This is a genomic window from Plantibacter sp. RU18 (genome assembly GCF_050613355.1).
Taxonomy (GTDB): Bacteria; Actinomycetota; Actinomycetes; order Actinomycetales; family Microbacteriaceae; genus Plantibacter.
This window is the reverse complement of sequence record NZ_CP159618.1, coordinates 2,578,461-2,604,471: the sequence shown is the minus strand read 5'-3', so window position 1 is coordinate 2,604,471 and position 26,011 is coordinate 2,578,461. Positions and strand designations below refer to the sequence as shown.

General features: G+C 67.4%; 25 protein-coding genes and 3 tRNA genes. 9 read left to right on the top strand and 19 right to left on the bottom strand.

What is annotated here, in order from left to right:
* Positions 1–62: 62 nt before the first annotated feature.
* Positions 63–135: transfer RNA gene (locus tag ABMA10_RS12505), tRNA-Asn, on the top strand.
* A gap of 170 nt (positions 136–305) precedes the next feature.
* Here the strand turns inward: ABMA10_RS12505 and def are convergent.
* Complete coding sequence (gene def / locus ABMA10_RS12500; RefSeq protein ID WP_347869152.1) at positions 306–872, bottom strand: peptide deformylase; 567 nt, start codon at positions 870–872, stop codon at positions 306–308.
* Positions 873–942: 70 nt separating this feature from the next.
* Between def and ABMA10_RS12495 the strand changes: the two genes are divergently transcribed.
* The 3 genes from ABMA10_RS12495 to ABMA10_RS12485 all read left to right on the top strand — a co-directional run bounded on the left by ABMA10_RS12495 (position 943) and on the right by ABMA10_RS12485 (position 3,439).
* Positions 943–1,923 (top strand): DMT family transporter, encoded by a 981-nt coding sequence (locus ABMA10_RS12495; RefSeq protein ID WP_347869153.1) that lies wholly within the window; start codon positions 943–945, stop codon positions 1,921–1,923.
* Between the two features lie 192 nt (positions 1,924–2,115).
* A complete protein-coding gene (locus tag ABMA10_RS12490) occupies positions 2,116–3,324 on the top strand; it encodes a glycosyltransferase (RefSeq protein ID WP_431031523.1) in 1,209 nt (402 codons plus the stop codon).
* 40 nt (positions 3,325–3,364) lie between these two features.
* Positions 3,365–3,439: transfer RNA gene (locus ABMA10_RS12485), tRNA-Ile, on the top strand.
* 115 nt (positions 3,440–3,554) lie between these two features.
* On the opposite strand, the gene ABMA10_RS12480 is transcribed toward ABMA10_RS12485, so the two are convergent.
* Complete coding sequence (locus tag ABMA10_RS12480) at positions 3,555–4,478, bottom strand: ROK family protein (RefSeq protein WP_347869181.1); 924 nt, start codon at positions 4,476–4,478, stop codon at positions 3,555–3,557.
* Positions 4,479–4,696: 218 nt separating this feature from the next.
* On the opposite strand from ABMA10_RS12480, the gene ABMA10_RS12475 reads away from it, so the two are divergent.
* Entirely contained in the window at positions 4,697–5,200 is a 504-nt protein-coding gene (locus ABMA10_RS12475; protein ID WP_347869154.1) for a DUF3145 domain-containing protein, read from the top strand.
* Positions 5,201–5,389: 189 nt separating this feature from the next.
* On the opposite strand, the gene ABMA10_RS12470 is transcribed toward ABMA10_RS12475, so the two are convergent.
* The 6 genes from ABMA10_RS12470 to aceE form a co-directional block, all read right to left on the bottom strand.
* Positions 5,390–6,628 (bottom strand): beta-ketoacyl-[acyl-carrier-protein] synthase family protein, encoded by a 1,239-nt coding sequence (locus tag ABMA10_RS12470; protein WP_347869155.1) that lies wholly within the window; start codon positions 6,626–6,628, stop codon positions 5,390–5,392.
* 144 nt (positions 6,629–6,772) lie between these two features.
* Complete coding sequence (locus ABMA10_RS12465; protein ID WP_056006457.1) at positions 6,773–7,021, bottom strand: acyl carrier protein; 249 nt, start codon at positions 7,019–7,021, stop codon at positions 6,773–6,775.
* A gap of 59 nt (positions 7,022–7,080) precedes the next feature.
* The gene (locus tag ABMA10_RS12460) at positions 7,081–8,085 is read right to left on the bottom strand and encodes a beta-ketoacyl-ACP synthase III (protein WP_347869156.1); all 1,005 of its coding nucleotides are present in this window, start codon (positions 8,083–8,085) and stop codon (positions 7,081–7,083) included.
* 20 nt (positions 8,086–8,105) lie between these two features.
* Complete coding sequence (locus ABMA10_RS12455) at positions 8,106–9,029, bottom strand: ACP S-malonyltransferase (protein WP_347869157.1); 924 nt, start codon at positions 9,027–9,029, stop codon at positions 8,106–8,108.
* 117 nt (positions 9,030–9,146) lie between these two features.
* Entirely contained in the window at positions 9,147–10,403 is a 1,257-nt protein-coding gene (locus tag ABMA10_RS12450) for a PucR family transcriptional regulator (protein ID WP_431030598.1), read from the bottom strand.
* Positions 10,404–10,419: 16 nt separating this feature from the next.
* The gene (aceE, locus tag ABMA10_RS12445) at positions 10,420–13,146 is read right to left on the bottom strand and encodes a pyruvate dehydrogenase (acetyl-transferring), homodimeric type (RefSeq protein WP_347869159.1); all 2,727 of its coding nucleotides are present in this window, start codon (positions 13,144–13,146) and stop codon (positions 10,420–10,422) included.
* Positions 13,147–13,387: 241 nt separating this feature from the next.
* Between aceE and ABMA10_RS12440 the strand changes: the two genes are divergently transcribed.
* Positions 13,388–13,858 (top strand): peroxiredoxin, encoded by a 471-nt coding sequence (locus tag ABMA10_RS12440; RefSeq protein WP_347869160.1) that lies wholly within the window; start codon positions 13,388–13,390, stop codon positions 13,856–13,858.
* Between the two features lie 5 nt (positions 13,859–13,863).
* Here the strand turns inward: ABMA10_RS12440 and ABMA10_RS12435 are convergent, their stop codons facing one another.
* Both ABMA10_RS12435 and ABMA10_RS12430 read right to left on the bottom strand, forming a co-directional pair.
* Positions 13,864–14,385 (bottom strand): dihydrofolate reductase, encoded by a 522-nt coding sequence (locus ABMA10_RS12435; protein ID WP_347869161.1) that lies wholly within the window; start codon positions 14,383–14,385, stop codon positions 13,864–13,866.
* The gene (locus tag ABMA10_RS12430; RefSeq protein ID WP_347869162.1) at positions 14,382–15,191 is read right to left on the bottom strand and encodes a thymidylate synthase; all 810 of its coding nucleotides are present in this window, start codon (positions 15,189–15,191) and stop codon (positions 14,382–14,384) included. The genes ABMA10_RS12435 and ABMA10_RS12430 overlap by 4 nt, the downstream gene beginning before the upstream one ends.
* A gap of 180 nt (positions 15,192–15,371) precedes the next feature.
* Here ABMA10_RS12430 and ABMA10_RS12425 point away from each other — a divergent pair.
* Positions 15,372–15,444 (top strand) — tRNA-Val (locus ABMA10_RS12425).
* Between the two features lie 107 nt (positions 15,445–15,551).
* Here the strand turns inward: ABMA10_RS12425 and ABMA10_RS12420 are convergent.
* From ABMA10_RS12420 to ABMA10_RS12380, 9 genes are all read right to left on the bottom strand, one after another.
* Positions 15,552–16,229: an ArsR/SmtB family transcription factor gene (locus ABMA10_RS12420; RefSeq protein ID WP_347869163.1), complete on the bottom strand. Its 678-nt coding sequence runs from the start codon at positions 16,227–16,229 to the stop codon at positions 15,552–15,554.
* 4 nt (positions 16,230–16,233) lie between these two features.
* Positions 16,234–16,599 (bottom strand): hypothetical protein, encoded by a 366-nt coding sequence (locus ABMA10_RS12415; protein ID WP_347869164.1) that lies wholly within the window; start codon positions 16,597–16,599, stop codon positions 16,234–16,236.
* Positions 16,600–17,046 carry an OsmC family protein gene (locus tag ABMA10_RS12410; protein ID WP_347869165.1) on the bottom strand — a complete coding sequence of 149 codons (447 nt, stop codon included), beginning with the start codon at positions 17,044–17,046 and terminating at the stop codon, positions 16,600–16,602. It lies immediately after the preceding gene.
* A 190-nt stretch (positions 17,047–17,236) separates the two neighbouring features.
* The gene (locus tag ABMA10_RS12405) at positions 17,237–18,418 is read right to left on the bottom strand and encodes a Gfo/Idh/MocA family protein (protein WP_347869166.1); all 1,182 of its coding nucleotides are present in this window, start codon (positions 18,416–18,418) and stop codon (positions 17,237–17,239) included.
* A complete protein-coding gene (locus ABMA10_RS12400) occupies positions 18,415–19,197 on the bottom strand; it encodes a ThuA domain-containing protein (protein ID WP_347869167.1) in 783 nt (260 codons plus the stop codon). The genes ABMA10_RS12405 and ABMA10_RS12400 overlap by 4 nt, the downstream gene beginning before the upstream one ends.
* Positions 19,198–19,244: 47 nt before the next feature.
* Positions 19,245–20,129, bottom strand: coding sequence for a carbohydrate ABC transporter permease (locus ABMA10_RS12395; RefSeq protein WP_414693679.1), 885 nt, complete (start codon positions 20,127–20,129; stop codon positions 19,245–19,247).
* A 9-nt stretch (positions 20,130–20,138) separates the two neighbouring features.
* Positions 20,139–21,149, bottom strand: coding sequence for a carbohydrate ABC transporter permease (locus tag ABMA10_RS12390; RefSeq protein WP_347869168.1), 1,011 nt, complete (start codon positions 21,147–21,149; stop codon positions 20,139–20,141).
* A 5-nt stretch (positions 21,150–21,154) separates the two neighbouring features.
* The gene (locus ABMA10_RS12385; protein ID WP_347869169.1) at positions 21,155–22,408 is read right to left on the bottom strand and encodes a sugar ABC transporter substrate-binding protein; all 1,254 of its coding nucleotides are present in this window, start codon (positions 22,406–22,408) and stop codon (positions 21,155–21,157) included.
* Between the two features lie 81 nt (positions 22,409–22,489).
* Entirely contained in the window at positions 22,490–23,716 is a 1,227-nt protein-coding gene (locus ABMA10_RS12380; protein WP_347869170.1) for a Gfo/Idh/MocA family protein, read from the bottom strand.
* 180 nt (positions 23,717–23,896) lie between these two features.
* Here ABMA10_RS12380 and ABMA10_RS12375 point away from each other — a divergent pair, with 180 nt between their 5' ends.
* Complete coding sequence (locus ABMA10_RS12375) at positions 23,897–24,922, top strand: LacI family DNA-binding transcriptional regulator (RefSeq protein WP_347869171.1); 1,026 nt, start codon at positions 23,897–23,899, stop codon at positions 24,920–24,922.
* Complete coding sequence (locus tag ABMA10_RS12370) at positions 24,852–25,955, top strand: arginase family protein (RefSeq protein WP_431030597.1); 1,104 nt, start codon at positions 24,852–24,854, stop codon at positions 25,953–25,955. Before ABMA10_RS12375 ends, ABMA10_RS12370 begins: the two co-directional genes overlap by 71 nt.
* Positions 25,956–26,011 lie beyond the last annotated feature (56 nt).

The following is a 26,011-nucleotide window of genomic DNA, read 5'->3' as shown; positions in this document are numbered from 1 at the left end:
GCTACAGTAGATACGCGCTGCAACGCAGAGGGCAAGAGCTTCAAGCCCGGCGTTGAACGTATTCCTCGATAGCTCAATTGGCAGAGCAATCGACTGTTAATCGATAGGTTGTTGGTTCGAGTCCAACTCGAGGAGCTGTACAGAATCCCTCGGTCCGCACGGGCCGAGGGATTCTTCGTGTTCCGGGTCGTTTTCGCGAATCGGCACGTGGCCCCGTAGAATGATGGACGAGGCCCGAAGACTCCACTCTTCGGGCCTCGTTGCATGCCCGGGCACCTGTGCGAGCGATGCGGAGCGGCGTCCGCTCAGCCCTCGAGGTCGTCGCGGCCGGGCAACCAGCTGATGCCAGGGACACCCCAGCCGGACTTCCTGATCGCCTTGGCGGCGCGCCTGGAGTGGGGCAGTTCGAGGCGGTCGACGTAGAGCACCCCGTTGAGATGATCGAACTCGTGTTGGAGGATGCGCGCTCGCCAACCGACGACCTTGAGTTCGACGGGCTCGCCCTCGAGGTCGGTACCCGTGAGGATCGTCGCCTCCGCGCGCCGGAGCGGGTGGCGTTCGCCCGGAACGGAGAGGCACCCCTCCGCCTCGCCCTCCTCGTCGAGTTCGCCGATCGGCGGGGGGCTGATCCAGAGGACCGGGTTGATCGCGACACCGCGCCAGGCTGCACCATCGTCGTCCTCGTAGCTGTAGACGAACAGCCGGAGCGGCACTCCCACCTGAGGGGCGGCGAGACCGACGCCGGGAGCGAGGTCCATGGTCTCGTACATGTCGGAGACGAGCTGGCGGAGCTCGTCGTCGACGACGGTGACGGGCCGGGCGACGGAGTGGAGAACCGGGTCACCGGTCACGCAGATCTCGAGAATTGCCATTCGTCGAGCCTATCCGGAAGGCTCGGCCTGCCGCGCCAGGATGCGCGGAATCGCGGGGTACAGTCGACGGGTGATCCTCCCCGCCATCGACTTCTCAGACCTCGCGGACGACTTCACGCGCGACCCGTCGCAGCTGCTCGGCATCCCGCTCGCCTTGCTCGGCGCGATGTTCCTCTCACTCGGGGCTCAGCTCCAGCATCGTGGCGTCGCGAAGGTGGAGTCCACGAGTGGCACCGATGCGACCGCAGGGCTCAACGTCGCACAGCTGCTCGCGTTGTTGAGCCGGCCGTCGTGGGTCACCGGAACGGTCATGCTCGGGCTCGCTGTCGTGTTCCAACTGGGGAGTCTCTCGCTCGCGCCCATCACGCTCGTCCAGCCCCTCGGCGCGGTGGCGCTGGTGATCACGGCGGTCGTCAACAGTCGAATCAGCCATGTCCGCTTGAACCGTCGCTCAGTGATCGCGATCGGCGCCTGCGTCGGCGGTGTCGCCCTCTTCGTCACGATCGCTGCCGTCTACGCGGGGGAGCACCCGATCACCGAGAGCGAGCTCGTCACGATCCTGATCATGCTCGCAGTCGTGCTCGTCGCCTTCAGCTCGGTGTTCTTCTTCTTCCGGACGCGGTTCACCGCGATCTTCTACATCGTCGGCACCGGAGTCCTGTACGGCTTCGTCGCGACGCTCGCGAAGGTCATCATCGGTCGTCTGCAGCAGGGCGACCTCGACTGGCTCACCGTGCTGTGCGGACTCGGGCTCATCGCGGCCAGTGCGCTCGGCGGGTACTTCGTGCAGACTGCCTACTCCTCAGGCCCGCCCGACCTCGTGATCGCAGGCCTCACCGTCATCGACCCGATCATCGCCGTCGGCATCGGCATCGTCGTCCTGGGCGAGGCGAGCAACGCTCCGCTCTGGGCAGACCTCGGCTTCGTCGTCGCCGGAGCGATCGCTGTCTGGGGCGTCTTCCAACTTGCGTGCCATCACCCGCAGGTCAGCCAGACTCCGGCCGCCGCTGCGGCCGCCAGAGCCCTCGCCACCGGCGACGCGCCCGCCTGACCCTGGAGTCACAGCGGGCGGCGGGTATGCTTGTTCGTGGCGTACCACGCCGATCCGGGTCGTGAGCGGTTGCGTGCAGCCGTCCGACCACTGGCCAAGTACAGAGGACTCACCGACACCTTGACTTCTCCCGACGACCAGCACCTCGCGCAGCCGTCCGACGCCTCGCGGCCTGCCGCCGACCGCACTCCGATGACGATCGTCATCGGTTGCGACACCTTCTCGCCCGACGTGAACGGTGCCGCCCGGTTCGCCGAGCGTCTCGCCGCAGGTCTCGTCCGCCGCGGCCACGACGTCCACATCGTCGCCCCCGCCGGCTCGCGAAAGTTCGGCACGTGGACGGAAACCCACGAGGGGCAGCAGATGACGGCCCATCGCCTCTTCAGCCTCCGCTGGTACCCGCATGACTGGCTGCGCTTCGCAATGCCGTGGTCGATGCGCCGGAATGCCCGGAAGATCCTCGACTCCGTCAAGCCGGACGTCGTCCATCTCCAGTCGCACATCGTCGTCGGGCGCGGGCTCTCGATCGAAGCCGAGCAGCGTGGCATCCGCATGGTCGCGACCAACCACATCATGCCCGACAACATCCTCGACTTCACCGTCATCCCCGAGCGCACCCAGGAGTGGCTCGTCCGCACCCAGTGGGCCGCGGCGCGTCGTGTCTTCGACCGGGCGTTCGCCGTCACAACGCCGACGCGGAAGGCAGCCGACTTCCTCGAGCAGTACAGCGGTCTCACCGGTGTACACGCGATCTCCTGCGGCGTCGAAGCCGGCCAGTACACGCCGTCGTTCGAACCCCGGAAGCGAAACACCATCCTGTTCGTGGGTCGCATCACGAGCGAGAAGCAGATCGATGTCCTCCTCCGTGCACTGGCGACCCTACCGAAGGAACTCGACGCCTACGTCGACGTCATCGGCGGCGGCGACCAGTCGAAGAACCTCGAGCAGCTCACCGAACAACTCGGTCTGCAGGACCGCGTCCGGTTCCTCGGAAAGGTCAGCGACGCCGACCTCAAGCACGCCTACACGAACGCCAGTGTGTTCGCGATGCCCTCCATCGCCGAACTGCAGAGCATCGCGACGATGGAGGCGATGGCCTCGGGTCTTCCCGTGGTCGCCGCGGACGCCATGGCGCTCCCGCACCTCGTCCACGACCAGGTGAACGGATACCTCTTCGAGCCGGGCAACGTCGAAGCCCTCGCCGAGCGGTTGACGAAGGTCCTCACCGCGTCAGCCGAGGAGTACCGTCGTCTCCAGGACGCCTCGCTCGAACTCGTCTCAGCACACGACATCGAGCGGACGCTCGACACCTTCGAGGCGCTCTACCGCGGGGAACAGGTCATCGACCCGACGACGGAGAACCACACCGTGTCCGCAGAGCTCGCCGACACGACCGACTGAGCACGTCGAGCGCGAGCCGCTCGATACACTGGGTCTGCACGGGGCGGTAGCCAAGCTGGTGAAGGCATTCGGCTCATAACCGAACGATGCGTGGGTTCAAGTCCCACCCGCCCTACTCGAATCACCGCACTCGGGGCGGTTCACGTCCCACCCTGCTGTCGCTCGCCGAGCTTGTCGAGGTGGCACTTCGACAAGCTCAATGGCCGGGGCGGGGGTCCAATCGCGGCCGACTACGCCTCGGTGAGCGCCCTGCCGTTCGCGAGGATCAGCGCCGCAGCTCCGATGAGCGGCCCGTCTGCGTCGAGTCCGGACGGCACGATGTCGAGCTCGCGCGCGTACCCGTGCAAGGCAGACTCGGCCGCCGACTGCCGGACGAGGTCCAGATAGTCGATGGACACGCGGGAGAAACCACCGCCGATGGCGATGCGTTCCAGATCGAGCAGGGTGGTGATGCTGCACAGGGCCTCGCCGACAGCTTCCGCAGATCGCCGCACCGCACGGATCGCGAGCGAGTCCCCAGCGGCGTACGCCGTACCGAGCTGCTCACCCGTGCTGCCCGTCCATCCGTTGGCGCGCGCCCAGGCGACGGTCGCGGTCCCCGAGGCGATGCCTTCGAGCGTCCAGGGCGCACCGGTGACGTCGGTCCGGCGTTCGCGGAGCTGCATCTGGCCGAGGTGACCGGCGTTTCCAGACGTCCCGGAGATGAGACGGCCGTCGAGGATGATGCCGCCCCCGACGCCCGTCGAGACCACGATCCCCATCGCATTGCGCGTTCCGTGCAGTGCGCCGCGCCAGTGCTCGGCAAGGGCGATGCACGTACCGTCGAGGCGGAGCTCCACGGGGCCGGAGCCCAGACGTGAGAGTTCGTCCACGACCGGGAAGCCGGCGAGACGGGGGAGGTTCAGCGGCGAGATGTTCCCGTCCGCAACTCCGATGGGACCGGCAGATCCGACGCCGATGCCCGCCACAGTCCCGCGGTGGGCATCGAGGCTCCGTCGTGCGGTGCTGATGATCGACTCGGACAGAGCATCACGGCTGGCGGCAGCCCCAGTGGGTCCCCGGAACCGGGTGCCCGGCACCAGGCGCCCTTCGGCGTCGACGATGGACGCCTCGACCTTGGTTCCACCGATATCGATCGCGAGGGCGTCGTGCATCACAGCTCCGTTCCTGGGCGAGTCGCCCGTCGGCGGGCACTCCGGATCAAGCGTAGCCCGAACGACACTGTTGTCATTTGCCCAGGTCTTGGGGCATAATGCTCCTATCGGCGAGAGTCGTACAACTGCATACACGGGTGGCCGGTCCGCCGGTCACCGACATGGGACGCACTGCATGGGTCGTTGGGGAAGACGCACCCGGACGCAGTGGAGGAATCATGTCGACACCGATGACGAAGGGTGTGCTGTTCGTGCACTCCTCGCCTCGCGCGCTCTGCCCGCACCTCGAATGGGCGGCAGGTCGCGCTCTTGGTCGTGCCATCAGCTTTGATTGGGAGGACCAGCCCATCCTGCGCGGTGCGCAGCGGGCCGAAGTCTTCTGGGAGGGCCCGCACGGCACCGGTGCTGCACTGGCGTCCGCGTTGCGCGGCTGGGAGCACCTCCGGTATGAGGTGAGCGAGGACCCCGCCCAGGGCTTCGATGGCGCTCGGTGGATGCACACTCCCGATCTCGGGATCTTCTATGCGCAGACCGACAGCATCGGCAACATCGTCGTTCCCGAGGACCGCATCCGGTACGCGATGGAGGTCGCGGGTGGCCAGGCTGATGAACTGCAGCGCGAACTGCGCGTGGCGCTCGGTGCCCCCTGGGACGAAGAGCTCGAGCCGTTCCGCCATGCCGGCGAGGGTTCGTCGGTCATCTGGCTCCACAACGTGGGCTGAGACGCTTCGTCGGATCGGCGCGACACAACTTCACAGACGACAGGATGTCCGCGTGGCGTGGACCGTGCGAGGTCGGTGACCAGCTCCCGGCTGACACGAGGTGGCGAAACGCAGACATCCTGGTCACGGAACGACGACGGGTCGCGGTGCAGTGCACCACGACCCGTCGTCGTTCCGTCGAGGCGACGCTCAGTAGCTGCGGAACGCCACGACGGCGTTGTGGCCACCGAATCCGAAGGAGTTGCTGATGGCGAGGAGATCGCCGGAGCCGAGCTCCCGCGGCGTCGTGACGACGTCGAGTGGGATCTCCGGGTCCTGGTTGTCGAGGTTGATGGTCGGCGGGATGACGCGGTGGTGCAGCGTCAACGCCGTGTAGGCCGCCTCGATCGCGCCGGCGCCGCCGAGCAGGTGCCCGGTCGACGCCTTGGTCGCGGTGACTGCGATGTCGTCGAGCTGAGCGCCGAACACGCGCCGAAGCGCGTTGTACTCGGCGATGTCGCCGACGGGCGTGCTCGTGGCGTGCGCGTTGATGTGCACGACGTCGGACAGCGAGGCCCCTGAGTTCTCCACCGCAGCGCGCATGGCACGTGCCGCTGCCGAACCCTCGGGGTCCGGAGCGGTGATGTGGTACGCGTCGCTGGTGACCGCGCCGCCGAGCAGTTCGGCGTAGATGCGTGCTCCGCGAGCAAGCGCATGCTCTTCGGTCTCGACGATGAGTGCTGCCGCACCTTCGCCGAGGACGAATCCGTCGCGGTCGACGTCGTAGGGGCGTGAGGCGATCGCCGGGTCGTCGTTGCGCTTCGACAGTGCTTGCATGGCGGCGAAGGACGCGAGCGGCAGTGGGTGGATGGCGGCTTCCGACCCGCCTGCGACGACGATGTCGGCGAGACCCGCCTGAAGGTGGTCGTAAGCGTTGGCGAGGGATTCGGTGCTCGACGCGCACGCGGAGACGACGGTGCGCTCTCCGCCGCGGGCGCCGAGGTCCATGCCGATCGCTGCAGCGGGGCCGTTCGGCATCAGCATCGGGACCGTCATCGGGAGGACGCGACGCGGGCCTTTCTCGCGCAGGGTGTCCCAGGCGTCGAGGAGCGTCCAGACGCCGCCGATACCGGTGGCCCAGTCGACGAGGAGGCGCTCGGGGTCGACCTCGGGGGCTCCGGCGTCCTGCCAGGCCTCGCGCGCGGCCGTGAGCGCGAACTGGCTCGACGGGTCGAGGCGCTTGACCTCGCGGCGGTCGAGGACGTCGGCGCTCGGGACGGCTGCCTGGGCGGCGAAACGGACGGGGAGCTCGAGCTCCTCGGCCCACGGCTGCTCGAGTCGGCTCGCGCCGCTCTGGCCTGCCAGGAGGTTGTTCCAGGAATCGGTGGCGTTGCCGCCGAGCGGCGTGGTCGCGCCGATACCGGTGATGACGATGCGTTTGGTGGTCATTGAGTCAAACCTTCTGTGGAGATGAGGTGGTGACCTCGTGCCCTGCGGGCGGTCGAAGACGCGCCAGGAGCGGTGTGCTCGCGGCCCGAACGCTGAAGGGTCGGCCGGCCAACTGCCGGCCGACCCTTCAGCAACGCGCTGGGACTAGCCCTGAGCCTTGACGATGAAATCGACGGCGTCGCCGACGGTCTTCAGGTTCTTGACTTCCTCGTCCGGGATCTTCACGTCGAACTTCTCCTCCGCGTTGACGACGATGGTCATCATGGAGATCGAGTCGATGTCGAGGTCGTCGGTGAAGGACTTGTCCAGCTCGACGGTGTCGGTCGCGATGCCGGTCTCGTCATTGATGAGCTCGGCCAGGCCGGCGAGGACTTCTTCGGTGGACAATGCCATTGTTCTTCTCCTTGAGTGAGGTTTGACCGTAGTCGAGTGTAGTCGCGTCGAGCGTCCTGCTACGGCAGGACGACGACCTGCGCGCCGAACACGAGTCCGGCACCGAAGCCGATCTGCAGTGCGAGGCCGCCGCTGAGCTCAGGGTGGCCCTGCAACAGACGGTGGGTGGCGAGGGGGATCGAGGCAGCCGAGGTGTTGCCGGTGGTCTCGATGTCGCGGGCGATCACGACGCTCTCCGGCAGCTTCAGCTGCTTCGCGAACTCGTCGACGATGCGCATGTTCGCCTGGTGGGGGATGAAGGCGGCGAGATCGGACGCTTCGACGCCGGCGACCTCGAGCGCCTGCTTGGCGACCTTGGCCATCTCCCAGACTGCCCAACGGAACACCGTCTGGCCCTCCTGACGGAGCGTCGGCCACGCGGCTGTACCGTCGCGGTATTCGACGAGCGTGCCGCTCATCCCGACAGCGTCGGCCTTCGAGCCGTCGGAGCCCCACACGGTGGGGGAGATGCCGGGGAAGTCGCTCGGCCCGACGACCGCGGCGCCGGCACCGTCCCCGAGGAGGAACGAGATGGAGCGGTCGGTCGGGTCGACGATGTCGGAGAGCTTCTCGGCACCGATGACGAGGGCGTAGTGCGCCGCACCTGACCGGATGAGGGCGTCAGCCTGCGCGATGGCGTACGCGTACCCGGCGCAGGCTGCGTTGAGGTCATAGGCGGCGGCGGGGTTCGCACCGACGCGGTCGGCGACGACGGCTGCCATCGACGGGGACTGCTGCACGTTGCTGATCGTCGCGATGAGGACGAGGCCGATCTGCTCGGGAGCGATGCCGGCTGACTGGATCGCTTCGGCTCCCGCCGCTGCTGCGAGGTCGACGGCACTGACGCCGGCGGACGCTCTGGTGCGGGTGACGATGCCGGTGCGCTGCTGGATCCACTCGTCGGACGAGTTGATCGGGCCGACGAGGTCGTCGTTCGGGACGCTGAGGTCGCCGCGGGCGGCGCCGAGACCGAGGATCCGGGTGAACTCCGGACCGCGCGTCTGCTTGAGGGTGGGGGTGGTCATTCGCTGGTTCTCCGTCTGCGCTACTGCTGGGCGATGAGGTCGAGGGCTGCAGGCAGGTCGTCGGGGGTCTTGATGGCGACCGTCGGCACACCCTTCAGGCCGCGATGTGCAAGACCCGTGAGCGCTCCGGCTGGAGCGAGCTCGATGAGTCCGGTGATGCCTGAAGCGCTGAACGCCTCCATGCACAGGTCCCAGCGTACCGGTGACGCCACCTGGCCGATGAGGAGGTCGAAGAAGGCGGTGCCGGACGTCACCTCGGTGCCGTCGTGGTTCGTCCAGATGCGGAGGCTCGGGTCATGGGGTTCGACGGTGCGGCTCGCGCCGGCCAGCCAGTCACGTGCCGAAGCCATGTAGCTGGTGTGGAACGCGCCCGCGACCTGGAGCGGGATGACCCGGGTGCCCTTGAGCGGTTCGTCGGCGAGGCGTGCCAGGGCGTCGTGCGCGCCGGCGACGACGATCTGCCCCCCGCCGTTGTAGTTGGCGGGCTCGAGGCCGAAGGAGCGTACGTGTGCGACGACCTCGTCCGGGTCGCCGCCGAGGACAGCGCTCATGCCGGTCGGCGTCGCGGACGCCGCCTCGGCCATCGCGACGGCGCGCTCGCTCACGAAGCTCATCGCATCGCTGTCCGTGAGGATGCCAGCGCCGTAAGCGGCGGTGATCTCACCGACGGAGTGGCCGGCGATGCCGCCGAACGGCGCCGCATCGGCAGGCAGCGCTGCACGGAGCGCGTCGAGCGCGACGATCCCGGCAGCCACGATGAGGGGCTGAGCGACCGCGGTATCGCGGATCGTGTCTGCGTCTGAGACCGTGCCGTGCTTCACGAGATCGAGACCCGCCTCGTCGGAGTAGCGCTCGAGCGCCTGCCTCGCGGTGGCGTCCTGCAGCCACGGGTCGAGGAAGCCGGGGGTCTGGGAGCCCTGTCCAGGGCAGGCAATGACGATCACCGCTCTAGTCTGCCAAGCTCCGGGCGGGAGGCAGTGGAGAAACACCACGAACCTTTTGAAAAAGCTTTGTGCGATCCGCACAACGTGAAGCCCCGGACGCCCGGCACCCCGAAAGCATCAGGACTGCAAGCGTCGCCGCGAGGGCTCTGGCTCGGCGATCGCGCCGAGGATGAGCGCCGCCTGGAGGATGAGGGATTCGCGAGCGCCCGTTGCATCCCACCCGATGACCTCTGAGACACGCTTCAAGCGGTACCGGACGGTGTTCGGGTGCACGAAGAGTTCACGGGCGGTCGCTTCCAGGGACCGGCCGTTGTCGAGGTAGCACCAGAGGGTGGTGACGAGTTCACCGGAGTACTCCTTGAGCGGTCGATAGACCCGCTCGATGAGCGTGGTCTTCGCCAACGTATCACCGGCGAGAGCACGCTCGGGAAGGAGGTCGTCGGCGGCGACCGGCCGAGGAGCGTGTCGCCACGACTTCGCGACGGCGAACCCTGCCAATGCGGCCTTCGCGCTGCGTGACGCCTCGATGAGCGACGGCACGGCGTGGCCGAGGACGAGGTGTCCTGGGCCGAAGCCGTGCTCGAGCTTGCCGGCGATGTCGAGGAAACTCAGTTGGGCCGCAGCTGCCGTTGCGGCGCGCGCGTCAGCTGCGAGCTGTTCTGCCTCATCGTCCGTCTCGGCTTCGCCCGGCTCCGTGCCGGGCAACTCGGCGCGGCCGAGGACGAGGACCAGGCGATTGCCCTGCACGCCGATCAGGACGTCTGCGTCGAGGTGCCGTGCCGTGCGCCGGAGCATGTCGACGTCGAGGACGCGAGGCGTCGTCCCGACGAGGACGCACGCCTCGCCGTGGCCGTGCCAGCCGAGAGCGGCGATCCGGCTGGGCAGTTCGTCGTCGGCCTCGCCACTCAGGATGGAGTCGACGACGAGTGCTTCGAGACGGGCGTCCCACAGGCCACGTGCTTCAGCGGCGCGTGCGTAGACGTCTGCTGAGGCGAATGCGATGTCGCGTGAGTACAGCAGGATCGCTTCACGGAGGTCGACGCTGCCGGGCGCGACTCGCTCCTCGACGACCTCGACGGTGACCTTGATGAGTTGCAGCGTCTGCTGCAGGCTGACGGACCGGAGTAGCTCGCGCGGAGCTGCCCCGAACACGTCGGCGGCGATCCACGGGGTCGATCGTGGGTCGTCGAACCACGAGATGAACGAACTGATACCGGCCTGAGCCACCAGGCCGACCGCAGAGCGGCGGCCCGGTGGCATCTCGGCATACCAGGGAAGGGTGTCCTCGAGGCGTTTGAGCGTCGCGGTCGCGAGCTCGCCCGAGATCCGGCGGAGCCAGTCGAGTGTCTCGGCCTTCGTCTTCGTCTTCGTCACCGTGGCATCGATGGGATCAGCTCTCGCCGCCCGCGTTGCCGGTGCTGCCGGCGTTCACGTCGTGGAGGCGGTAGCGGTCGATCGCCTGCTGCGGGACGCTTGCATCGACCTCGCCCCGTGCAGCGAGCTGCTGGAGGGCGCGGACGACGAGCGACGGTCCGTCGATCTTGAAGAAGCGACGTGCAGCTGCACGGGTGTCGGAGAAGCCGAAGTCGTCCGCACCGAGCGTCGCGAAGTCGCCCGGGACGAACTGACGGATCTGGTCCGGCACGGCGTGCATGTGGTCGGTCACGGCGATGAACGGGCCGGCGGCGTCGCTCAGCTTCGCGGTGACGTACGGCACACGACGCTCCTCCTGCGGATACAGGAAGTTGTGCTCGTCGGCTGCGAGACCGTCGCGACGCAGCTCGGTCCAGCTCGTCACGCTCCAGACGTCTGCCGACACGCCCCAGTCGTCGGCGAGCAACTGCTGCGCCTCGATCGCCCACGGGACCGCGACACCCGACGCCATGAGCTGAGCCTTCGGGCCCTGCTCGCCGCCGGTGCTGATGCGGTGGATACCGCGGACGATCCCGTCCACGTCGACGTCCTCGGGCTCGACGGGCATGACCATCGGCTCGTTGTAGACCGTGAGGTAGTACATGACGTTCGGGTCCTGGTGCTCGCCGCCGTACATGCGCTCGAGACCGCTGCGCACGATGCGCGCGATCTCGTAGCCGTACGCCGGGTCGTAACTGATGACCGCGGGGTTCGACGACGACAGCAGGAGCGAGTGGCCGTCAGCATGCTGCAGACCCTCGCCCGTGAGCGTCGTGCGGCCGGCGGTGGCGCCGATCATGAACCCTCGGGTCATCTGGTCGCCAGCAGCCCAGATGGCGTCGGCGGTGCGCTGGAAGCCGAACATCGAGTAGAAGACGTAGACCGGGATGAGGGGCTCGCCCTGCACCGAGTACGACGTACCCACCGCGGAGAACGCCGCGACCGCGCCCGCCTCGTTGATACCGACGTGGATGATCTGGCCCTGCGGGCTCTCCTTGTAGGCGAGGAGGAGTTCGCGGTCGACCGAGGTGTAGTGCTGTCCGTTCGGGTTGTAGATCTTCGCGCTCGGGAAGAACGCGTCCATGCCGAAGGTGCGCGCTTCGTCCGGGATGATCGGGACGATGCGGTTGCCGAAGTCCTTCGAGCGCAGGAGGTCCTTCAGCAGCCGGACGAACGCCATCGTCGTGGCGATCTCCTGCGTGCCTGAGCCCTTCTTCGCCGCGGCGTACGCGGAGTCGTCCGGCAGGTTCAGCTGCGTGTACTTGCTGCGACGCTCGGGGACGTAACCGCCGAGCGCGCGACGGCGCTCGTGCAGGTACTGGATCGCTTCGTCGTTCTCACCAGGGTGGTAGTACGGCGGGAGGTACGGGTTCTCTTCGAGCTGCGAGTCGGTGATCGGGATGCGCATCGTGTCCCTGAAGGTCTTCAGGTTGTCGAGCGTCATCTTCTTCATCTGGTGGGTCGCGTTGCGGCCCTCGAAGCTCGGGCCGAGGCCGTAGCCCTTGATCGTGTGGGCGAGGATGACCGTCGGCTGGCCCTTGTGCTCGCTCGCAGCCTTGAACGCCGCGTACACCTTGCGGTAGTCGTGGCCACCGCGCTTGAGGTTCCAGACCTGTTCGTCGCTGTAGTCCTCAACGAGCTTGCGGGCGCGCTCATCGCGGCCGAAGAAGTTCTCGCGGACGTAGGCGCCGTCCTCGGTCTTGTACGTCTGGAAGTCGCCGTCAGGGGTGACGTTCATGAGGTTGAGCAGTGCGCCGTCGGTGTCGCGGTCGAGCAGGTCGTCCCACTCGCGACCCCAGATGACCTTGATGACGTTCCAGCCGGCACCGCGGAAGTAGCTCTCGAGCTCCTGGATGATCTTGCCGTTTCCGCGGACCGGACCGTCGAGGCGCTGCAGGTTGCAGTTGATCACGAAGTTGAGGTTGTCGAGGCCTTCGTTCGCGGCGACCTGCAACTGGCCACGGCTCTCGACCTCGTCCATCTCGCCGTCGCCGAGGAACGCCCAGACCTGCTGGTCGCTGGCGTCCGTGATGCCACGGTTCGTGACGTACTTGGCGAGGTGTGCCTGGTAGATCGCGTTGATGGGACCGAGGCCCATCGACACCGTCGGGAACTGCCAGAAGTCCGGCATGAGGCGAGGGTGCGGATACGAGGAGAGGCCGTGCGGCGCGTGCGACTTCTCCTGGCGGAAGCCGTCGAGCTGGTCCGTGCTGAGACGGCCCTCGAGGAAGGCGCGTGCGTAGGTGCCGGGGGAGGCGTGACCCTGGATGTAGATCTGGTCGCCACCGCCCGGGGCGTCCTGGCCGCGGAAGAAGTGGTTGAAGCCGACCTCGTAGAGGGCGGCGGAGGAAGCATAGGTCGAGATGTGGCCGCCGACACCGATGCCGGGGCGCTGCGCGCGGTGCACGGTCATCGCTGCGTTCCAACGGATCCATGCGCGGTAGCGGCGCTCGATGTCCTCGTCGCCCGGGAAGTCCGGCTCGTTCTCCGACGCGATCGTGTTGATGTAGTCGGTGGTCGGGACCATCGGCACACCGAGGTGCAGCTCCTTGGAGCGCTTGAGGAGGCTCAACATGATGTCGCGACCGCGGCCGGGGCCACGTTCGTCGACGAGGGCGTCGAGCGACTCATTCCACTCTGACGTCTCCTCAGGATCGGCGTCTACGTGGTTGGACGAGTATGGATCCTGGTCGTGAACAGTCACCGTCGACCTTTCTCTCGTGGCAGATCGTGCCTGGTTGTGATGATGAACTCCATGCGTCCTGAAGGGGTATGGACGCGGGCGCCACCTTTCAGCCTATCCGGTCGCTCGCTCGAACGGCGACCAAGGACAGGACCCTCTCGGGTTGGACGAGGACCGGTGCGGGGTTAGGATGTGTGACCGGATCGGGCCCGTCCACCGCTCGGGCGATCCGGAACAGGCGTACCCGCCTGAAAGGACTGAGATGGCACTCGAGAACGACACCCTGGCACCCGACTTCGAACTGGCGAACCAGTTCGGGGAACTCGTCAGACTCAGTCAGTTCCGCGGAAGTTCGGCCGTCGCCCTCGTCTTCTTCCCGTTGGCGTTCTCCGGAACCTGCACGGGCGAACTGTGCGAGCTGCGCGACAACCTGAGCCTCTTCACCGACGACCAGGTCACGCTCGTCGGCATCTCGGTCGACTCGAAGCACACGCTGCGCGCCTGGGCGGAACAGGAGCACTACGGCTTCCAGTTGCTGGCCGACTTCTGGCCGCACGGTCAGGTCGCGAAGGAGTACGGCGTGTTCCTGCCGGAAAAGGGCTTCGCGAACCGTGCGACCTTCCTCATCGATCAGCAGGGCATCATCCGCGAGAGCTTCATCACGGCACCCGGTGAGGCGCGTTCGCTCGCCGCCTATCGTGCTGCGCTCGAAGAGTTGCGCCAGCCCGTCTGAGACCCTCAGACGGTGATCGTGACGACAGGTGCGCGGCCGTAACGGATGAAACGGTACGGCAGACCCGTCCGCGAGGATGACCATCCGTGTGCAGGATCGATCGTGATCGGTAGCCACTCGTCGCTGATGGTCGGGGCGAAGGTGTCGCCGGCGACAGCGAGGTCGAGTTCGGTGACTTCGAGACGATCGGCCAGGGGGAGCGCCTCGGCGAAGAGGCCGGCACCACCCGTGATCCAGACAGTGGCATCGTCGCCGCTGCCCGTCCTGATGGCGTCCTGCAGCGAGTGGGCCACCACAGCACCGTCCGCCGACCAGGTTCGATCTCGCGTCACGACGACGTTGCGACGCCCGGGAAGTGGCCGGAAGCGCGGTGGCAGGGAGTCCCAGGTGCGCCGCCCCATGATGACGGTGTCGGATCCGGTGAGTGCTTTGAAGTGCGCCAGGTCCTCAGGGACGTGCCACGGCATGTCGCCGTCCGCTCCGATGACGCCGTCGTGCGCCTGTGCCCAGATGAGCGCCAGGCTCATACGGCGACGGCCGCACGGATCGCGGGGTGGTGCTGGTAGTCGACGATCTCGAGGTCGTCGTACTCCACATCGAAGATGCTGTCGCGCTTCGTGGTGAAACGCAGCTGCGGCGCTGGGAACGGAGCGCGGGTCAGCTGCTCGGTGACCTGCTCGACGTGGTTGTCGTAGATGTGGCAGTCGCCGCCGGTCCACACGAAATCGCCGACCTCGAGGCCGACCTGCTCGGCGACCATATGGGTGAGCAGTGCGTAGCTCGCGATGTTGAACGGGACGCCGAGGAAGAGGTCTGCGCTGCGCTGGTACAACTGGCAGGAGAGCTTGCCGTCGGCGACGTAGAACTGGAAGAACGCGTGGCACGGAGCGAGTGCCATGTTCGGGATGTCTGCGACGTTCCACGCTGAGACGATGATGCGGCGCGAGTTCGGGTCGGTGCGGAGCTGCTCGATCACCTGGGAGATCTGATCGATGTGTGAACCGTCCGGAGTGGGCCAGGAGCGCCACTGCACACCGTAGACGGGGCCGAGCTCGCCCTGCTCGTCGGCCCACTCGTCCCAGATGGAGACGCCGTGCTCCTGCAACCAACGTACGTTGCCGTCGCCGCGGAGGAACCAGAGCAGTTCGTACGCGATGGACTTCCAGTGCACGCGCTTCGTGGTGATGAGCGGGAAGCCCTCTGAGAGGTCGAATCGGAGCTGGCGACCGAACACGCTGCGCGTGCCGGTGCCTGTGCGGTCGCCCTTGACGGCGCCGTTCTCCAGCGTGTCGCGCAGGAGGTCTTCGTACGGGGTTGCGATCGTCGTATCCATCACCTCGATGGTACGACGTGCCACCGCCTCGGCGCTGCTTCGTCGCACCGTGTTCCGTCTCGCCTCGTGCCCGTTGGCCCTGAATCATCGCTCCGCGATGCAAGGCGCGACCGTGTGCGGCGAAGAACCTCCCGCTCCGGCTAGAATCGACAGGTCGCTCGGGTCATCAGCCCGTGCAACGGGCCTTTAGCTCAGCTGGTAGAGCGCCACGTTTACACCGTGGATGTCGTCGGTTCGATCCCGGCAGGGCCCACTCCTTATCGATCCGCGGCATCGCGGCCCTCCTCTCGCTTTCAGCCCCTCGTGCGGTGGGACGAAGCGAACGGCTCTGCATGACTCCGAGGCGATGACGACAGAGACTCAGTGAGGGACTGCAACCCCCGGGCCCCCAGCGGGTGTGAGCACGACGGCCCTCGTCGAAGGGCGCCGTACCATCCACCCGCGGGCTTCCAAGGTCGAGAGCACCTGAGCGCCCACCTGACCGGCGACGTGTGCTCGCCGCCCGCTCCAATCGAGGCAACCACGAATCCATGGACGGCGGCCGAGCGGGGGAAGCAGACCCAGGGTCTGGGTCACGAGGTTGTCCGGGAACGGATGCGGTGCAGTCAGGGTGGCACCGACATCAAGGCCCGAGGCGAGCTCGGCGGCGACGAGCAGGTCGGCAACATGGAGGCCCAGGTCGCCCGCGAGATGGTCGTAGCAGGTCCGGCCGGCGCTGAGCTCGGCGGAGACGGTGGCTTGGACCAACGACCGTACTTCGCGTCGGGGGGCCAGCACTTGGAGGGCTTCGACGACCCGGGCGACGTCGTCGCTCGCGAGTCGGTAGAACCGGCCCCGTCCGCGGTGCTCGACCGACACGAGGCCGGCCGCCAGGAGCACATGGAGGTGTTCGCTCGCGGTCGATGCCGTGACGCCAGCTATGCGGGCGAGCTCTCCGGCAGGGATCTGTCGATGGCCGAGGAGCGCGGAGGCCATGAGTCCGCGGGCAGTGTCGCCGAGCGCTCGCGCCGGCACGGCGATATCCGGTTCCCCGTTCATGTCGTCAATTGTGCCCGAGCACGCTCCGCGCGCGGAGAGCATCGTCGACGACGAGCACATTTCGGTTGTCGTGGTCGCTGTTCTGGATGTGCAGCGTGACGCCGGCATCGATGAGGTGCGCCATCATCCGGCCGAGCGCGCCCGGAACGTCAGCATCGAGTTCTGCAAGGACCACCGGGCGCACCGTGACCGGCCCGACTCCCGCCGCAGCGAGCGCACGGACGGCAGCGTCCGGATCCGCGATCAGATAGTGGGCGACGCCGGACCACATGCCGCCCCCTTCCAGTCCGACACCCGCAGCGCCGAGAGCCTGGCCGATACGGACCAGCGATGCCGCGCCGTGCGGTGCCTCGATCTCGATGTCGAACACTCAGACCACCTCGATGACCGGCTCGACGAGGACCTCAGTCGACAGACTGTTCGCGATGTAGCACTGCTCATGGGCCTTGCGGACGAGTCGTTCGACGCGATCGATGGTCGAGCCTGCGACCGCGATGTGCGGGCGCAACACGATGCGGATCAACCGCAGAGGTCGCATGTCGGACGGCATCTCACCTGCCGCATCGTCGCGGTAGGTCAGCACCTCCACGCCCCCGAGAGCGGCCACGGCGAGGAAGGACAGGAGCTGGCATGAGCTCGCCGCAGCGACAACGAGTTGTTCAGGATTGGGAAGAGCTGGATCGCCATGGAACGCGGCATCTGCGCTCAGCGCGATCTCGTTCCCACCGATGGTCACACGGTGCTGACGCCCATAGCCGTCATAGTCGGTGGTGCGCCCTTCCCAATCCAGGGACGTCTGGTAACGATGCGTTGTCATGCGATGAGGCTATGGCCGAACTGTTTCGGTCGCTGCCGAACGATGCGTGCACACTGGCGCAACTCGACGTCGACCCACACCGGCATCGATCAGTCTGCGCCGAGAACTCGCGGCGTCGCACGAGCATGCGTCCGACGCGCTCGTGCGGCGCTCGGGCGCTCTGTGATGCCTCCATTGAGCGGGCGTCGACTCAGCGCGGTTCGAAGACCGGGGCGGCGAGTCCGGCGGCGGCCGAACCCCAGGCTACGAGGGCCCCACGGACGTCGCCGCGAGGTTCGTCGGAGGCCGCCTGCGCGTAGGCCTGCTCCAGGACGTCGGCGATGAGGACGCGCTCGCCCGACTCTGCGGAGCGGACGGCGGCTTCCACCATCGCGAGACTCAGGACGTTCGCGTGCACCTCGCCGGAGGGGACGCGCCCGTCGCGCAGCGAGGCGACGAACTCCACGAGCGAGCCGGCGACCTCCTCGGGCACCTCGGCCATCGACGCCGACACCTCGACGTCGGCGGGCTGGCCATCCTCGGGGACGAGCTGCCGATGCGGCGCGGACTCGCCGTCCCAGCTGGCCGAACCGTGTTCGCCGTTGACCCGCCACGTCCCGTTCCAGGACGTCTCCAGGCCGTCAGCGCACCAGCTGCCGGTGTACGTGTAGCGCACACCCCCCGAGAACTCGAAGACCGCCGTGGCTGCCGCATCCGCCGCGTACCAGCTCCATGCCGGGTTGAACTCCTCGCAGTAGACCGCGACCGGGTCGTTGTCGAGGAGGAATCGCGCGGCATCGAAGGCGTGGATGGCCATGTCGACGAGCAGCACGTGCGGCATCACGTCTCGGAATCCGCCGAAGTGCGGTGCTTTGAAGAACTCGGTCGTCGCTGCACCGAGCCTGCCGAGCGAGACGATCTGCTCCCGGAACGCGGCGATCGAGGCGTAATAGCGCCGTGACTGGCTCGTCATGAGCAGCTGCCCACTGGCCTCTGCCGTCGCCGCGAGTGAGAGCGCCTGCGCGACGGTCGGCGCGATCGGCTTCTCGCAGAGGACCGGCAGGCCGGCGAACAGCGCCTCCGTGTTCACCGGGTGGTGGGCGACGGGGACGGTGACGTTGACGACGGCGTCCGCCACCGTCGCACGGGCGACCGTCGAGACGCTCGTCCCGACGACCACGCCGCCGTCGCCCGACTGCAGCCCGGCATCCGAGACGGCGGCTTCGGCGAGCGCCGTGTCGAGGTCGACGACGCCGACCAGTTCGATATCAGGGTTCGCGAGGATGGTCCGCAACCAGGCGCGACCCATTCCTCCTGCACCGACGAGGACGATTCGGACGGGGGCCGTCGCATCCGCGAGCGTCGCGAAGCCCCCCTGCAGCGGCGCACTCATCGTGCGAGCGCTCCCTGGTACCCGCGGCCGTTGTAGAAGTCCTCAGTCTCGTAGCGCAGCAGCACCGGGGCGGCCCGCTCCGGGCGCAGGGTCACGGCCCAGCGGACCCCGTTCGCGAGCACGCGTCGGACGTGCTCGTGGTGGTAGACGGGGTAGTCCTGGTCGCCCGGGGAGAAGAAGAAGATCTTCCCGAAGCCCCGCTTGTAGGTCATGCCGGAACGGAAGACCTCGCCGCCGGTGAACGTCGAGAGGAAGACCAGTTCATCGGGCGCCGGCACGTCGAAGAACTCGCCGTACATCTCCTGTGCGGGGATGATGAAGGGGTGGGGGATGCCCTGGGCGATCGGGTGGGTCGGATCGACCGTCCACACGAGCTCACGGTCCTCCTCCGAACGCCAGCGCAGCGTGCACGTGGTGCCCATGAGCTTGCCGAAGATCTTCGACCAGTGGCCCGAGTGCAGCACGAGCAGGCCCATGCCGGCGAGCACGTGCTGGTGGACCCGGTCGACGACCTCGTCGGCGACCTCGTCGTGCGCCGCGTGCCCCCACCAGACGAGGACGTCGGTCGCGGCGAGGACCTCCTCGGTGAGGCCGTGTTCCGGTTCGTCGAGCGTCGTCGTGGTGACGATCGCCTCGGCACCGAGGTGCTCCTCGATGCCCTCCTTGATGGTCGTGTGCATGCCGTCGGGGTAGATCGCGCGGACCTTCTCCTCCAACTGTTCGTGGCGGTTCTCGCCCCAGACGAGGACGCGGATTGGGGTTGCTCGGGTGTCGGACATGATGATGCTCCTTCGGGGATGGACTGGTTGGTCTGGTGCGGTCGAGGTCATTTCACGGCACCGCCGGTGGCCCCTGCGGCGATGAAGCGCTGGGCGATGACGAGGAGCAGGATCGCGGGTAGCGACGACAGCACGGCGGTCGCCATGACGGCGCTCCAATTGGATACCTGCGACCCGAGGTACTGATAGATGCCGAGCGTCACGGGCCGCACGTCCTCGGTGGTGGTGAGGGTGAGGGCGAACAGGAAGTCGCTCCAGGAGAACAGGAAGGCGAACAGGCCCGCCGTGATCAGCGCGTTGCGGCTCACCGGCAGGACGATCGAGACGAACGCACGGACGAGGCCGGCGCCGTCCACCCGGGCGGCTTCGACGATGGACGGCGGGATGGTCTGCATCGACGCCCGCAGGATGAGGATCGCGAAGGGGATCGCGTGCGAGGCGTCGGCGAGGATGAGCCCGGGGATCGAGTTCAGCAGGCCGAGGTCGTTGTACGCCGAGTACAGGGCGTTCGCGATCACGATGCCGGGGATCATTTGCGCGATCAGGATCACGAGCAGGGCGACGTTGATCCACCGGAAGCGGAACTGCGCCAGGGCGTAGGCCGCAGGTGCTGCGATCGCGAGGCTCAGCACGACGGTGCCGAGCGAGATCACGAGGCTCGTGAGGAGATGGCCGCCCTGATCGGCGATCGCCTTCTCGTAGCCGGCGAAGCTCGGGTTGACCGGGAAGAAGTCTCCCGTGAGCGTGTTGCCAGAGGGCTGCAACGAGGCGTTCACCATCCAGTAGACGGGGAAGAGCATGATCGCGAGGATCACGATGCCGATGAGCGTGTAACCGAGGTTCCGTCCGGAGCCGGGCCGGCGGCGCACTCCGGCCGGGTCGAAGGGGCGTGTCCGCTGCGCACCGCCGGTGACGATGCTGGTCGTGGTCATGGTGGGTCCTTACTCGTCGACGGCGCGACGGTTGACGCGCAGATACACGATGGCGAAGATGAGCGAGATGATGATCAGGATGTTGCTGAACGCCGCCCCCACACCGAATTCGAAGTTCACGAACGACTCCTGGTAGGAGCGCACCGAGAGGGTCTGGGTCGCGTTCGCCGGTCCGCCGTTCGTGAGTCCGAGGATGATGTCGAGCACCTTGATCGTGTACACGACGCCGAGGACGAGGACCACGCTCACGACGGGGCGGAGGTTCGGCCAAGTGATGTGACGGAACGCCTTCCAACCGGTGGCGCCGTCGAGCGCGCCCGCCTCGTACAACTCGTCGGGGATGTCCTGCAGGCCGCCGTAGAGGATGGTGACGTTGAAAGGGATGCCGATCCAGATGTTCACAAGCACCACGGCGATCAGCGCGACCGACGGACTCGTGAGCCAGGGCACGCCGGCGAGGCCGATGGACTCGAGCGTGCTGTTGAGGACGCCGCTGTCCTGATCGAGGATCGAGCGCCAGGTCGCGCTCGACACGATCAACGGCAGCAGCCAGGGGAGCAGCAGCATCGCCCGGAGGAACGAGCTCAGTGGGAACCGACGCTTGAAGAACACGGCCAGCGCGAGTCCGATGACGAACTGCCCGGCGATCGAGCCGATCGTGAACAACGCCGTGTTGAGCAGGGCCGGTGTGAACAGCTGCGAGCCGAACACGGTCGTGTAGTTCGCGAACCCCACCCACGGCGCCTCGCCGGTGAAGAAGGTCTTCGTCGTGTACTCCTGCAGGCTCATCGTGACGTTCTTGACCACGGGGTAGCCGAAGAACAGGACGATGTAGATGGCCGCGGGGAGGACGAAGCCGAGCTTCACGAGCTCCTCGCGCCGGAACCGGCCGGAGTGCTTCCGGCCGCCCCCTGCGGGGGTGCGCCCGTGGGCGACACCTCCGCCGGAGCGGTCCACCGCTTGCGTGCGATCCGTGGGATCCGTGGGCCGGAGCGACGCTCTGGCGATGCTGCTGCTCATCAGGATCAGCCGGCCGCTGCCTGCTCGAACGCCTCGGTGGGCGTCGCCTGCCCGGTGAGGGCGAGCTGGATGGCGGTGTAGATCTCGGTCGCGGCCTCTGGCCAGTCCTCACCGAGCTCACCGGTGCGCGAACGGGCGTTCGCGACCTGCTCGGTGAACGCCGCCATCTCCGGCACCTTCGCCACGTACTGCTCGGCGAGCGCGGTCTTCGTCGGGACGGTGAAGCGGGCCTCGGCGAGTGCGAGCTGATTCTCATCGCTCGAGATGCACTCGACGAACGTGGCCGCCTTCGCCTGCTTGGCGTCGTCGCCCGTCACCGGGACGGTCCATACCTCGCCACCGAGTGGTGCGACCGGCGTCTGACCGGCCTTGTTGACGGGTACCTGGACGCTGCCGTACTTCAGGTCGGCATCCGCGCTGAGCGCCGGGATCTGCCACGGTCCGTTGATCATCATCGCGGCCTTGCCGGCCATGAACTGGTCGTTGACGTCGGCCTGCGACCAGTTGATGACGCTCTTGGACGCGGAGCCGGAGTCGACGAGGTCGACCTGCAGCTGGAGTGCTTCGGCGACCGCGGGGGTCGTGAGGTCCGTCTCGTCGCCGCCGTTGGTCCACATGAAGGGCAGGAACTGCCAACTGCCCTCGTAGGTCGCGATCGAACTGAATGCCAGACCATAGGTGTCACCCTCGGTGAGTGCGGCCGCAGCGGTCTTCAGCTCGTCCCAGGTCGTCGGCGGGGTGATGCCCTTCGCGGCGAGCAGATCCTCGTTGTAGAACAGGCCGAGCGTGTTCACGGTCGGGGCGAGTCCGTATACCTCGCCCTCGTAGCTCGCGGCGTCCAGGATGCCCTGCGCGAAACCGGCGGTGTCGACGTCGTAGTCGCTGAGCGGGGACAGGCCGCCGGTCGCGGCGATCTCCTGCACGTCGGGGTTGTCGAGCATGAGTACGTCCGGCAGGGTCTTGGACGACGACTGCTGCAGCACTTTCTGGATGAGGTCCTTGCCAGGCACGGTCTCACGCTTGATCGTGACGCCGATCTCGTTGGCACAGCGGTCGAGTGCGTCACCGATGAGGGTTTTGTCGGGTTCGTTGTTGTAGTAGTCGAGGATGGTGAGGGTGTCCGCGTCGCCGCCGGTCGCCGTGCCGCCAGCACTGCAGGCGGTGAGGGCGAACGGGGTGATCGCGAGGATCGCGAGCGATCCGAGGACGTGCGGCCTGCGGAGTGGCTGCCGGGGGTTCGTGGTGTTCGTGGATCGCATGTCATGGCTCCTTTGCCTGGGTGCGGTGTTGATGGAGTGCTGCGGGTGGTGGATGCGGTGGTGCAGGTGCTGGTCGTTCGGTCAGTGGGGGATCGGGGTCCACGCGGCGTCGGCCGCCGCACTCGTTGCAACGGCGGCGAGGATGCGCTGCACGACGAGGCCGTCGGCGAACCCCGGCTCGGGGGCGCGGCCGGCTATGAGATCGCGGGCGAGGTCGGCGACCTCGTGCACGAAGGTGTGCTCGTAGCCGAGGCCGTGTCCGGCGGGCCACCACGCTGCGGCATAGGGGTGCCCTGGCTCGGTGACGAGGATGCGGCGGAAGCCCGCCTCCTCGGCCGGCAGGGTGTGATCGTGGAACTGGAGTTCGTTGAGCCGTTCGAAGTCGAAGGCGATCGAGCCGAGCGATCCGTCGACCTCGAGGCGCATCGCGTTCTTCCGTCCGGAGGAGAAGCGGGTCGCCTCGAATGTGGCGAGGGCGCCGCCGTCGGTACGCCCGATGAAGACAACCGCGTCGTCGACGGTGACGTGGCCCATCGGTCGGCCCTCGTCCGCACCGGATCCGCTGTCCGCCGTGGCGCTCAGGCCGCTGGAAGCCGTCGGAAGCGGGCGCTCGGTCACGAAGGTGGAGGACAGTGCGCTCACGCCCGTGAGCTCGTGTCCCGTCACGAAGCGCGTGAGGTCGATGATGTGGGCGCCGATGTCTCCGAGGGCGCCGGAACCCGCCTGCTCGGCGTCCAGGCGCCACACCAGCGGGAACCCGGGGTCGACGATCCAGTCCTGGAGGTACTGCGCGCGAATGTGGCGGATGATGCCCAGCCGACCGTCGTCGATCAGGTGCTTGGCGTAGGCGAGCGCTGGCGTGCGGCGGTAGCTGAAGCCGACCATGGCCTGTACGCCGTATCCCGCAGCGCGTTCGGCCGCGGCGGCCATCCGCTCGGCCTCCTCTACGGAGTTGGCCAGCGGCTTCTCGCAGAGCACGTGGATGCCGGCGTCGAGGGCGGCGATGGCGATCTCCGCGTGCAGGTGTCCGGGGGTGCAGATGTCGATTACGTCGATGTCGCCGCGGTTCGGCAGAGAGCGCCAGTCGGTCTCCACGTCGCCGATGTCGAACCGGTCGGCGAAGGCGCGGGCGGCCACGGCGTCGCGTCCGCTGACGGCGACGAGGTCGACGCCGTCGCCGAGGTCGAAGAAGCGGGGAGCAGTGGTCCACGCTTGCGCGTGGATCGTGCCCATGAAGCTGTAACCGACGATCGCGACGCGGAGCGCACGGCCTCGACGGCGGTCCGAGTCAGGCCCGGTGGGGATCATCGCGGCTCCTTCGCCGATCGAGCTGTGGTGCCCTCACCGGAAAGTTAACCGGTTTACCGGGCGCTTCGCAGACAAGCATGCCGCGACGATCGGCAGAGGTCAAGAGGCAATTTAACCGGTTTACCGAACGGTGATCCGTGAGAGACTGACGACCGGACAGGTACCGAGGAACGAGGATCCATGGCAACGATGCGTGACGTCGCGGGGCTCGCCGGGGTCTCCGTGGCCACCGTTTCGTTCGTGGTGAACGACTCCAAGCCGGTCTCGCCGGGTACCAGGCTCCGGGTCGAGACGGCCATGCTCGAGCTCGACTTCCGCCGCAACGCCGTGGCTCGGGCGCTGGCGAGTCGCCGGACGCGCATCATCGCGCTCCTGTTCCCCGTCCTACAACATCGTCTCTCTGACACGGCAGCCCGGTTCTTCACGGGAGCCGCCGAGGCTGCATCCGAGCTCGGCTACACGGTCGTCCTCTGGCCAGTGCCGAACGACTCCGACTCACTGCGCGAGTTGACGTCCGACGGGCTCATCGATGGCGTCATCCTCATGGAGGTGCAGCTCGACGACCACCGGATCGACCAGCTGCTCGCGGCGAAGACGCCGTTGACACTCATCGGCCGCAATCGCGATCCCTCCGGCCTCGACTACGTCGACGTCGATTTCGAGGGCATGGTCGAGCAGTCGATCGATCGCTTGCATGCGCTCGGCCACCGGGACTTCGTCCTGCTCGAGGAGTCCGGGCGCGAGGGGCTCGAAGGGTACGGGCCGGTCGTTCGCGTGGACGAGACCTTCCACGCCGTCTGCGCCGCGCGCGGGTTGCGCGGGACGACGATGCGCTGCGAGGCGAGTCCCTCTGGCGGGCGTGCGTTCGCGCCGACGCTCCTCGAGACGGTGCCCGAGGCGACCGCCATGCTCGTCCTCAACGAGCACGCCGCCGTCGGGCTTGTGAGCGAGCTTGGGAAACTCGGTGTCTCGGTGCCGGACGACCTCTCAATCGTGCTCATCGGATCGACCATGGAGGTCTCGGCGACCGCCGACCCCGAGCTCGCAGTCATGATCTCGCCTGCCGCTCAGCTGGGCCGGATGGGGGTCGAGACACTCGTCGGTCGCCTTGACGGCACGCTCGGCGACCTCAGGCATGAGCTCGTCATGGGCGGCTTCAAGGAGGGGGAGTCCCTCGCCCCCGCCCCTCACAGACGAAACACATAGTCGTCCGAACCAGCCGCTTCTCGCTGAGATCGATCGCTCCGGTGAGCGGCCGCGAGGGGGTTGCGTCACGTTCGATGGCCCTGGAGGGTTGCAGTGGCGGATGGATGATCCGCCGAGGGGGGCCTTGATGCGAGTCATTGTGCTGGGAGTGCCGAGCAGTGCCGGCGCGTATTGCGTCGGCGTGGAGCGAGCCCCAGCTGCCTTGCGGGAGGCGGGCCTGATTGAGGCGTTGCGGGCAGCGGGGAACGAGGTCGTCGACGCGGGCGATCTGACGACCCGCAGGTGGTTTCCTGACCACGAGAGTCCATATGCCCAGAACCTGAACGATGAGGCTGCAGCGATGGTCGAGCTGTCTGCCGCTGCCGCTGAACGCTTCGCCGCAGGTGGGCGGCTTCTCGTCCTCGGCGGCAGCTGCACGGTCGCCTTCGGCATGTGCGCAGCCATGGCCCAACTCGAGCAGACGCCTCGAATCGTCTACATCGACCGGCACTTCGATCTGAACACCCCCAGCTCAACCAAGGAAGGCTCGCTCAGTTGGATGGGTGTGGCACACGCGCTGGCCCTCGACACCGCTGCGATCGAATTGTCGAACGCAACCGGCCATGCGCCCGTGCTGCATCCATCGAACCTCGTCTACCTCGGCGTCGACCCGGCAGGTGCAGCGACCGACTGGGAGCGCGAACGAGTCGCCGATCTCGGCCTCGCGCTCGTCGACCAGACTGCACTCTGCGGTGACCCGCAGGCGGCAGCGCGTCAGGCGCGAAGTCGCATGACGTCCGGGCCCTTCGTCGTGCATCTCGACGTCGGCGTCCTCGACTTCCTGGACGCTCCGATCGCCGAGAATGTCAATGGACGCAACAGCGGCCCTACGATCGACCAGCTCGAGTGCGCCCTCCTCGAACTCCTGCAGGCACCCGACTGCTGGGGGATGTCGATCGCACAGCTCGACCCAGCCCATGCCGCCTCGGACCCCACCGCCATTCCGAGGCTGGTTTCCGCCATCGCAGCAGCACTCACAACCGACGAACGCTGACTCGCACTGAGAAGGTCAAGGGTTCGGCTCCCTTGGGCGGCTCCATCGGAATCGCC

Bases quoted from the DNA above. Each gene is read 5' to 3' on its own strand.
- ABMA10_RS12390 (WP_347869168.1), bottom strand. From the start codon at position 21,149: ATGAGCAGCAGCATCGCCAGAGCGTCGCTCCGGCCCACGGATCCCACG.
- ABMA10_RS12395 (WP_414693679.1), bottom strand. From the start codon at position 20,129: ATGACCACGACCAGCATCGTCACCGGCGGTGCGCAGCGGACACGCCCC.
- ABMA10_RS12470 (WP_347869155.1), bottom strand. From the start codon at position 6,628: ATGACCACCAAACGCATCGTCATCACCGGTATCGGCGCGACCACGCCG.
- ABMA10_RS12475 (WP_347869154.1), top strand. From the start codon at position 4,697: ATGTCGACACCGATGACGAAGGGTGTGCTGTTCGTGCACTCCTCGCCT.
- ABMA10_RS12400 (WP_347869167.1), bottom strand. From the start codon at position 19,197: ATGTCCGACACCCGAGCAACCCCAATCCGCGTCCTCGTCTGGGGCGAG.
- ABMA10_RS12380 (WP_347869170.1), bottom strand. From the start codon at position 23,716: ATGATCCCCACCGGGCCTGACTCGGACCGCCGTCGAGGCCGTGCGCTC.
- ABMA10_RS12430 (WP_347869162.1), bottom strand. From the start codon at position 15,191: ATGGATACGACGATCGCAACCCCGTACGAAGACCTCCTGCGCGACACG.
- ABMA10_RS12435 (WP_347869161.1), bottom strand. From the start codon at position 14,385: ATGAGCCTGGCGCTCATCTGGGCACAGGCGCACGACGGCGTCATCGGA.
- ABMA10_RS12465 (WP_056006457.1), bottom strand. From the start codon at position 7,021: ATGGCATTGTCCACCGAAGAAGTCCTCGCCGGCCTGGCCGAGCTCATC.
- ABMA10_RS12370 (WP_431030597.1), top strand. From the start codon at position 24,852: ATGAGCTCGTCATGGGCGGCTTCAAGGAGGGGGAGTCCCTCGCCCCCG.
- ABMA10_RS12385 (WP_347869169.1), bottom strand. From the start codon at position 22,408: ATGCGATCCACGAACACCACGAACCCCCGGCAGCCACTCCGCAGGCCG.
- ABMA10_RS12410 (WP_347869165.1), bottom strand. From the start codon at position 17,046: ATGACAACGCATCGTTACCAGACGTCCCTGGATTGGGAAGGGCGCACC.
- ABMA10_RS12480 (WP_347869181.1), bottom strand. From the start codon at position 4,478: ATGCACGACGCCCTCGCGATCGATATCGGTGGAACCAAGGTCGAGGCG.
- ABMA10_RS12490 (WP_431031523.1), top strand. From the start codon at position 2,116: ATGACGATCGTCATCGGTTGCGACACCTTCTCGCCCGACGTGAACGGT.
- ABMA10_RS12460 (WP_347869156.1), bottom strand. From the start codon at position 8,085: ATGACCACCCCCACCCTCAAGCAGACGCGCGGTCCGGAGTTCACCCGG.
- ABMA10_RS12375 (WP_347869171.1), top strand. From the start codon at position 23,897: ATGGCAACGATGCGTGACGTCGCGGGGCTCGCCGGGGTCTCCGTGGCC.
- def (WP_347869152.1), bottom strand. From the start codon at position 872: ATGGCAATTCTCGAGATCTGCGTGACCGGTGACCCGGTTCTCCACTCC.
- ABMA10_RS12420 (WP_347869163.1), bottom strand. From the start codon at position 16,229: ATGAACGGGGAACCGGATATCGCCGTGCCGGCGCGAGCGCTCGGCGAC.
- ABMA10_RS12440 (WP_347869160.1), top strand. From the start codon at position 13,388: ATGGCACTCGAGAACGACACCCTGGCACCCGACTTCGAACTGGCGAAC.
- ABMA10_RS12405 (WP_347869166.1), bottom strand. From the start codon at position 18,418: ATGAGTGCGCCGCTGCAGGGGGGCTTCGCGACGCTCGCGGATGCGACG.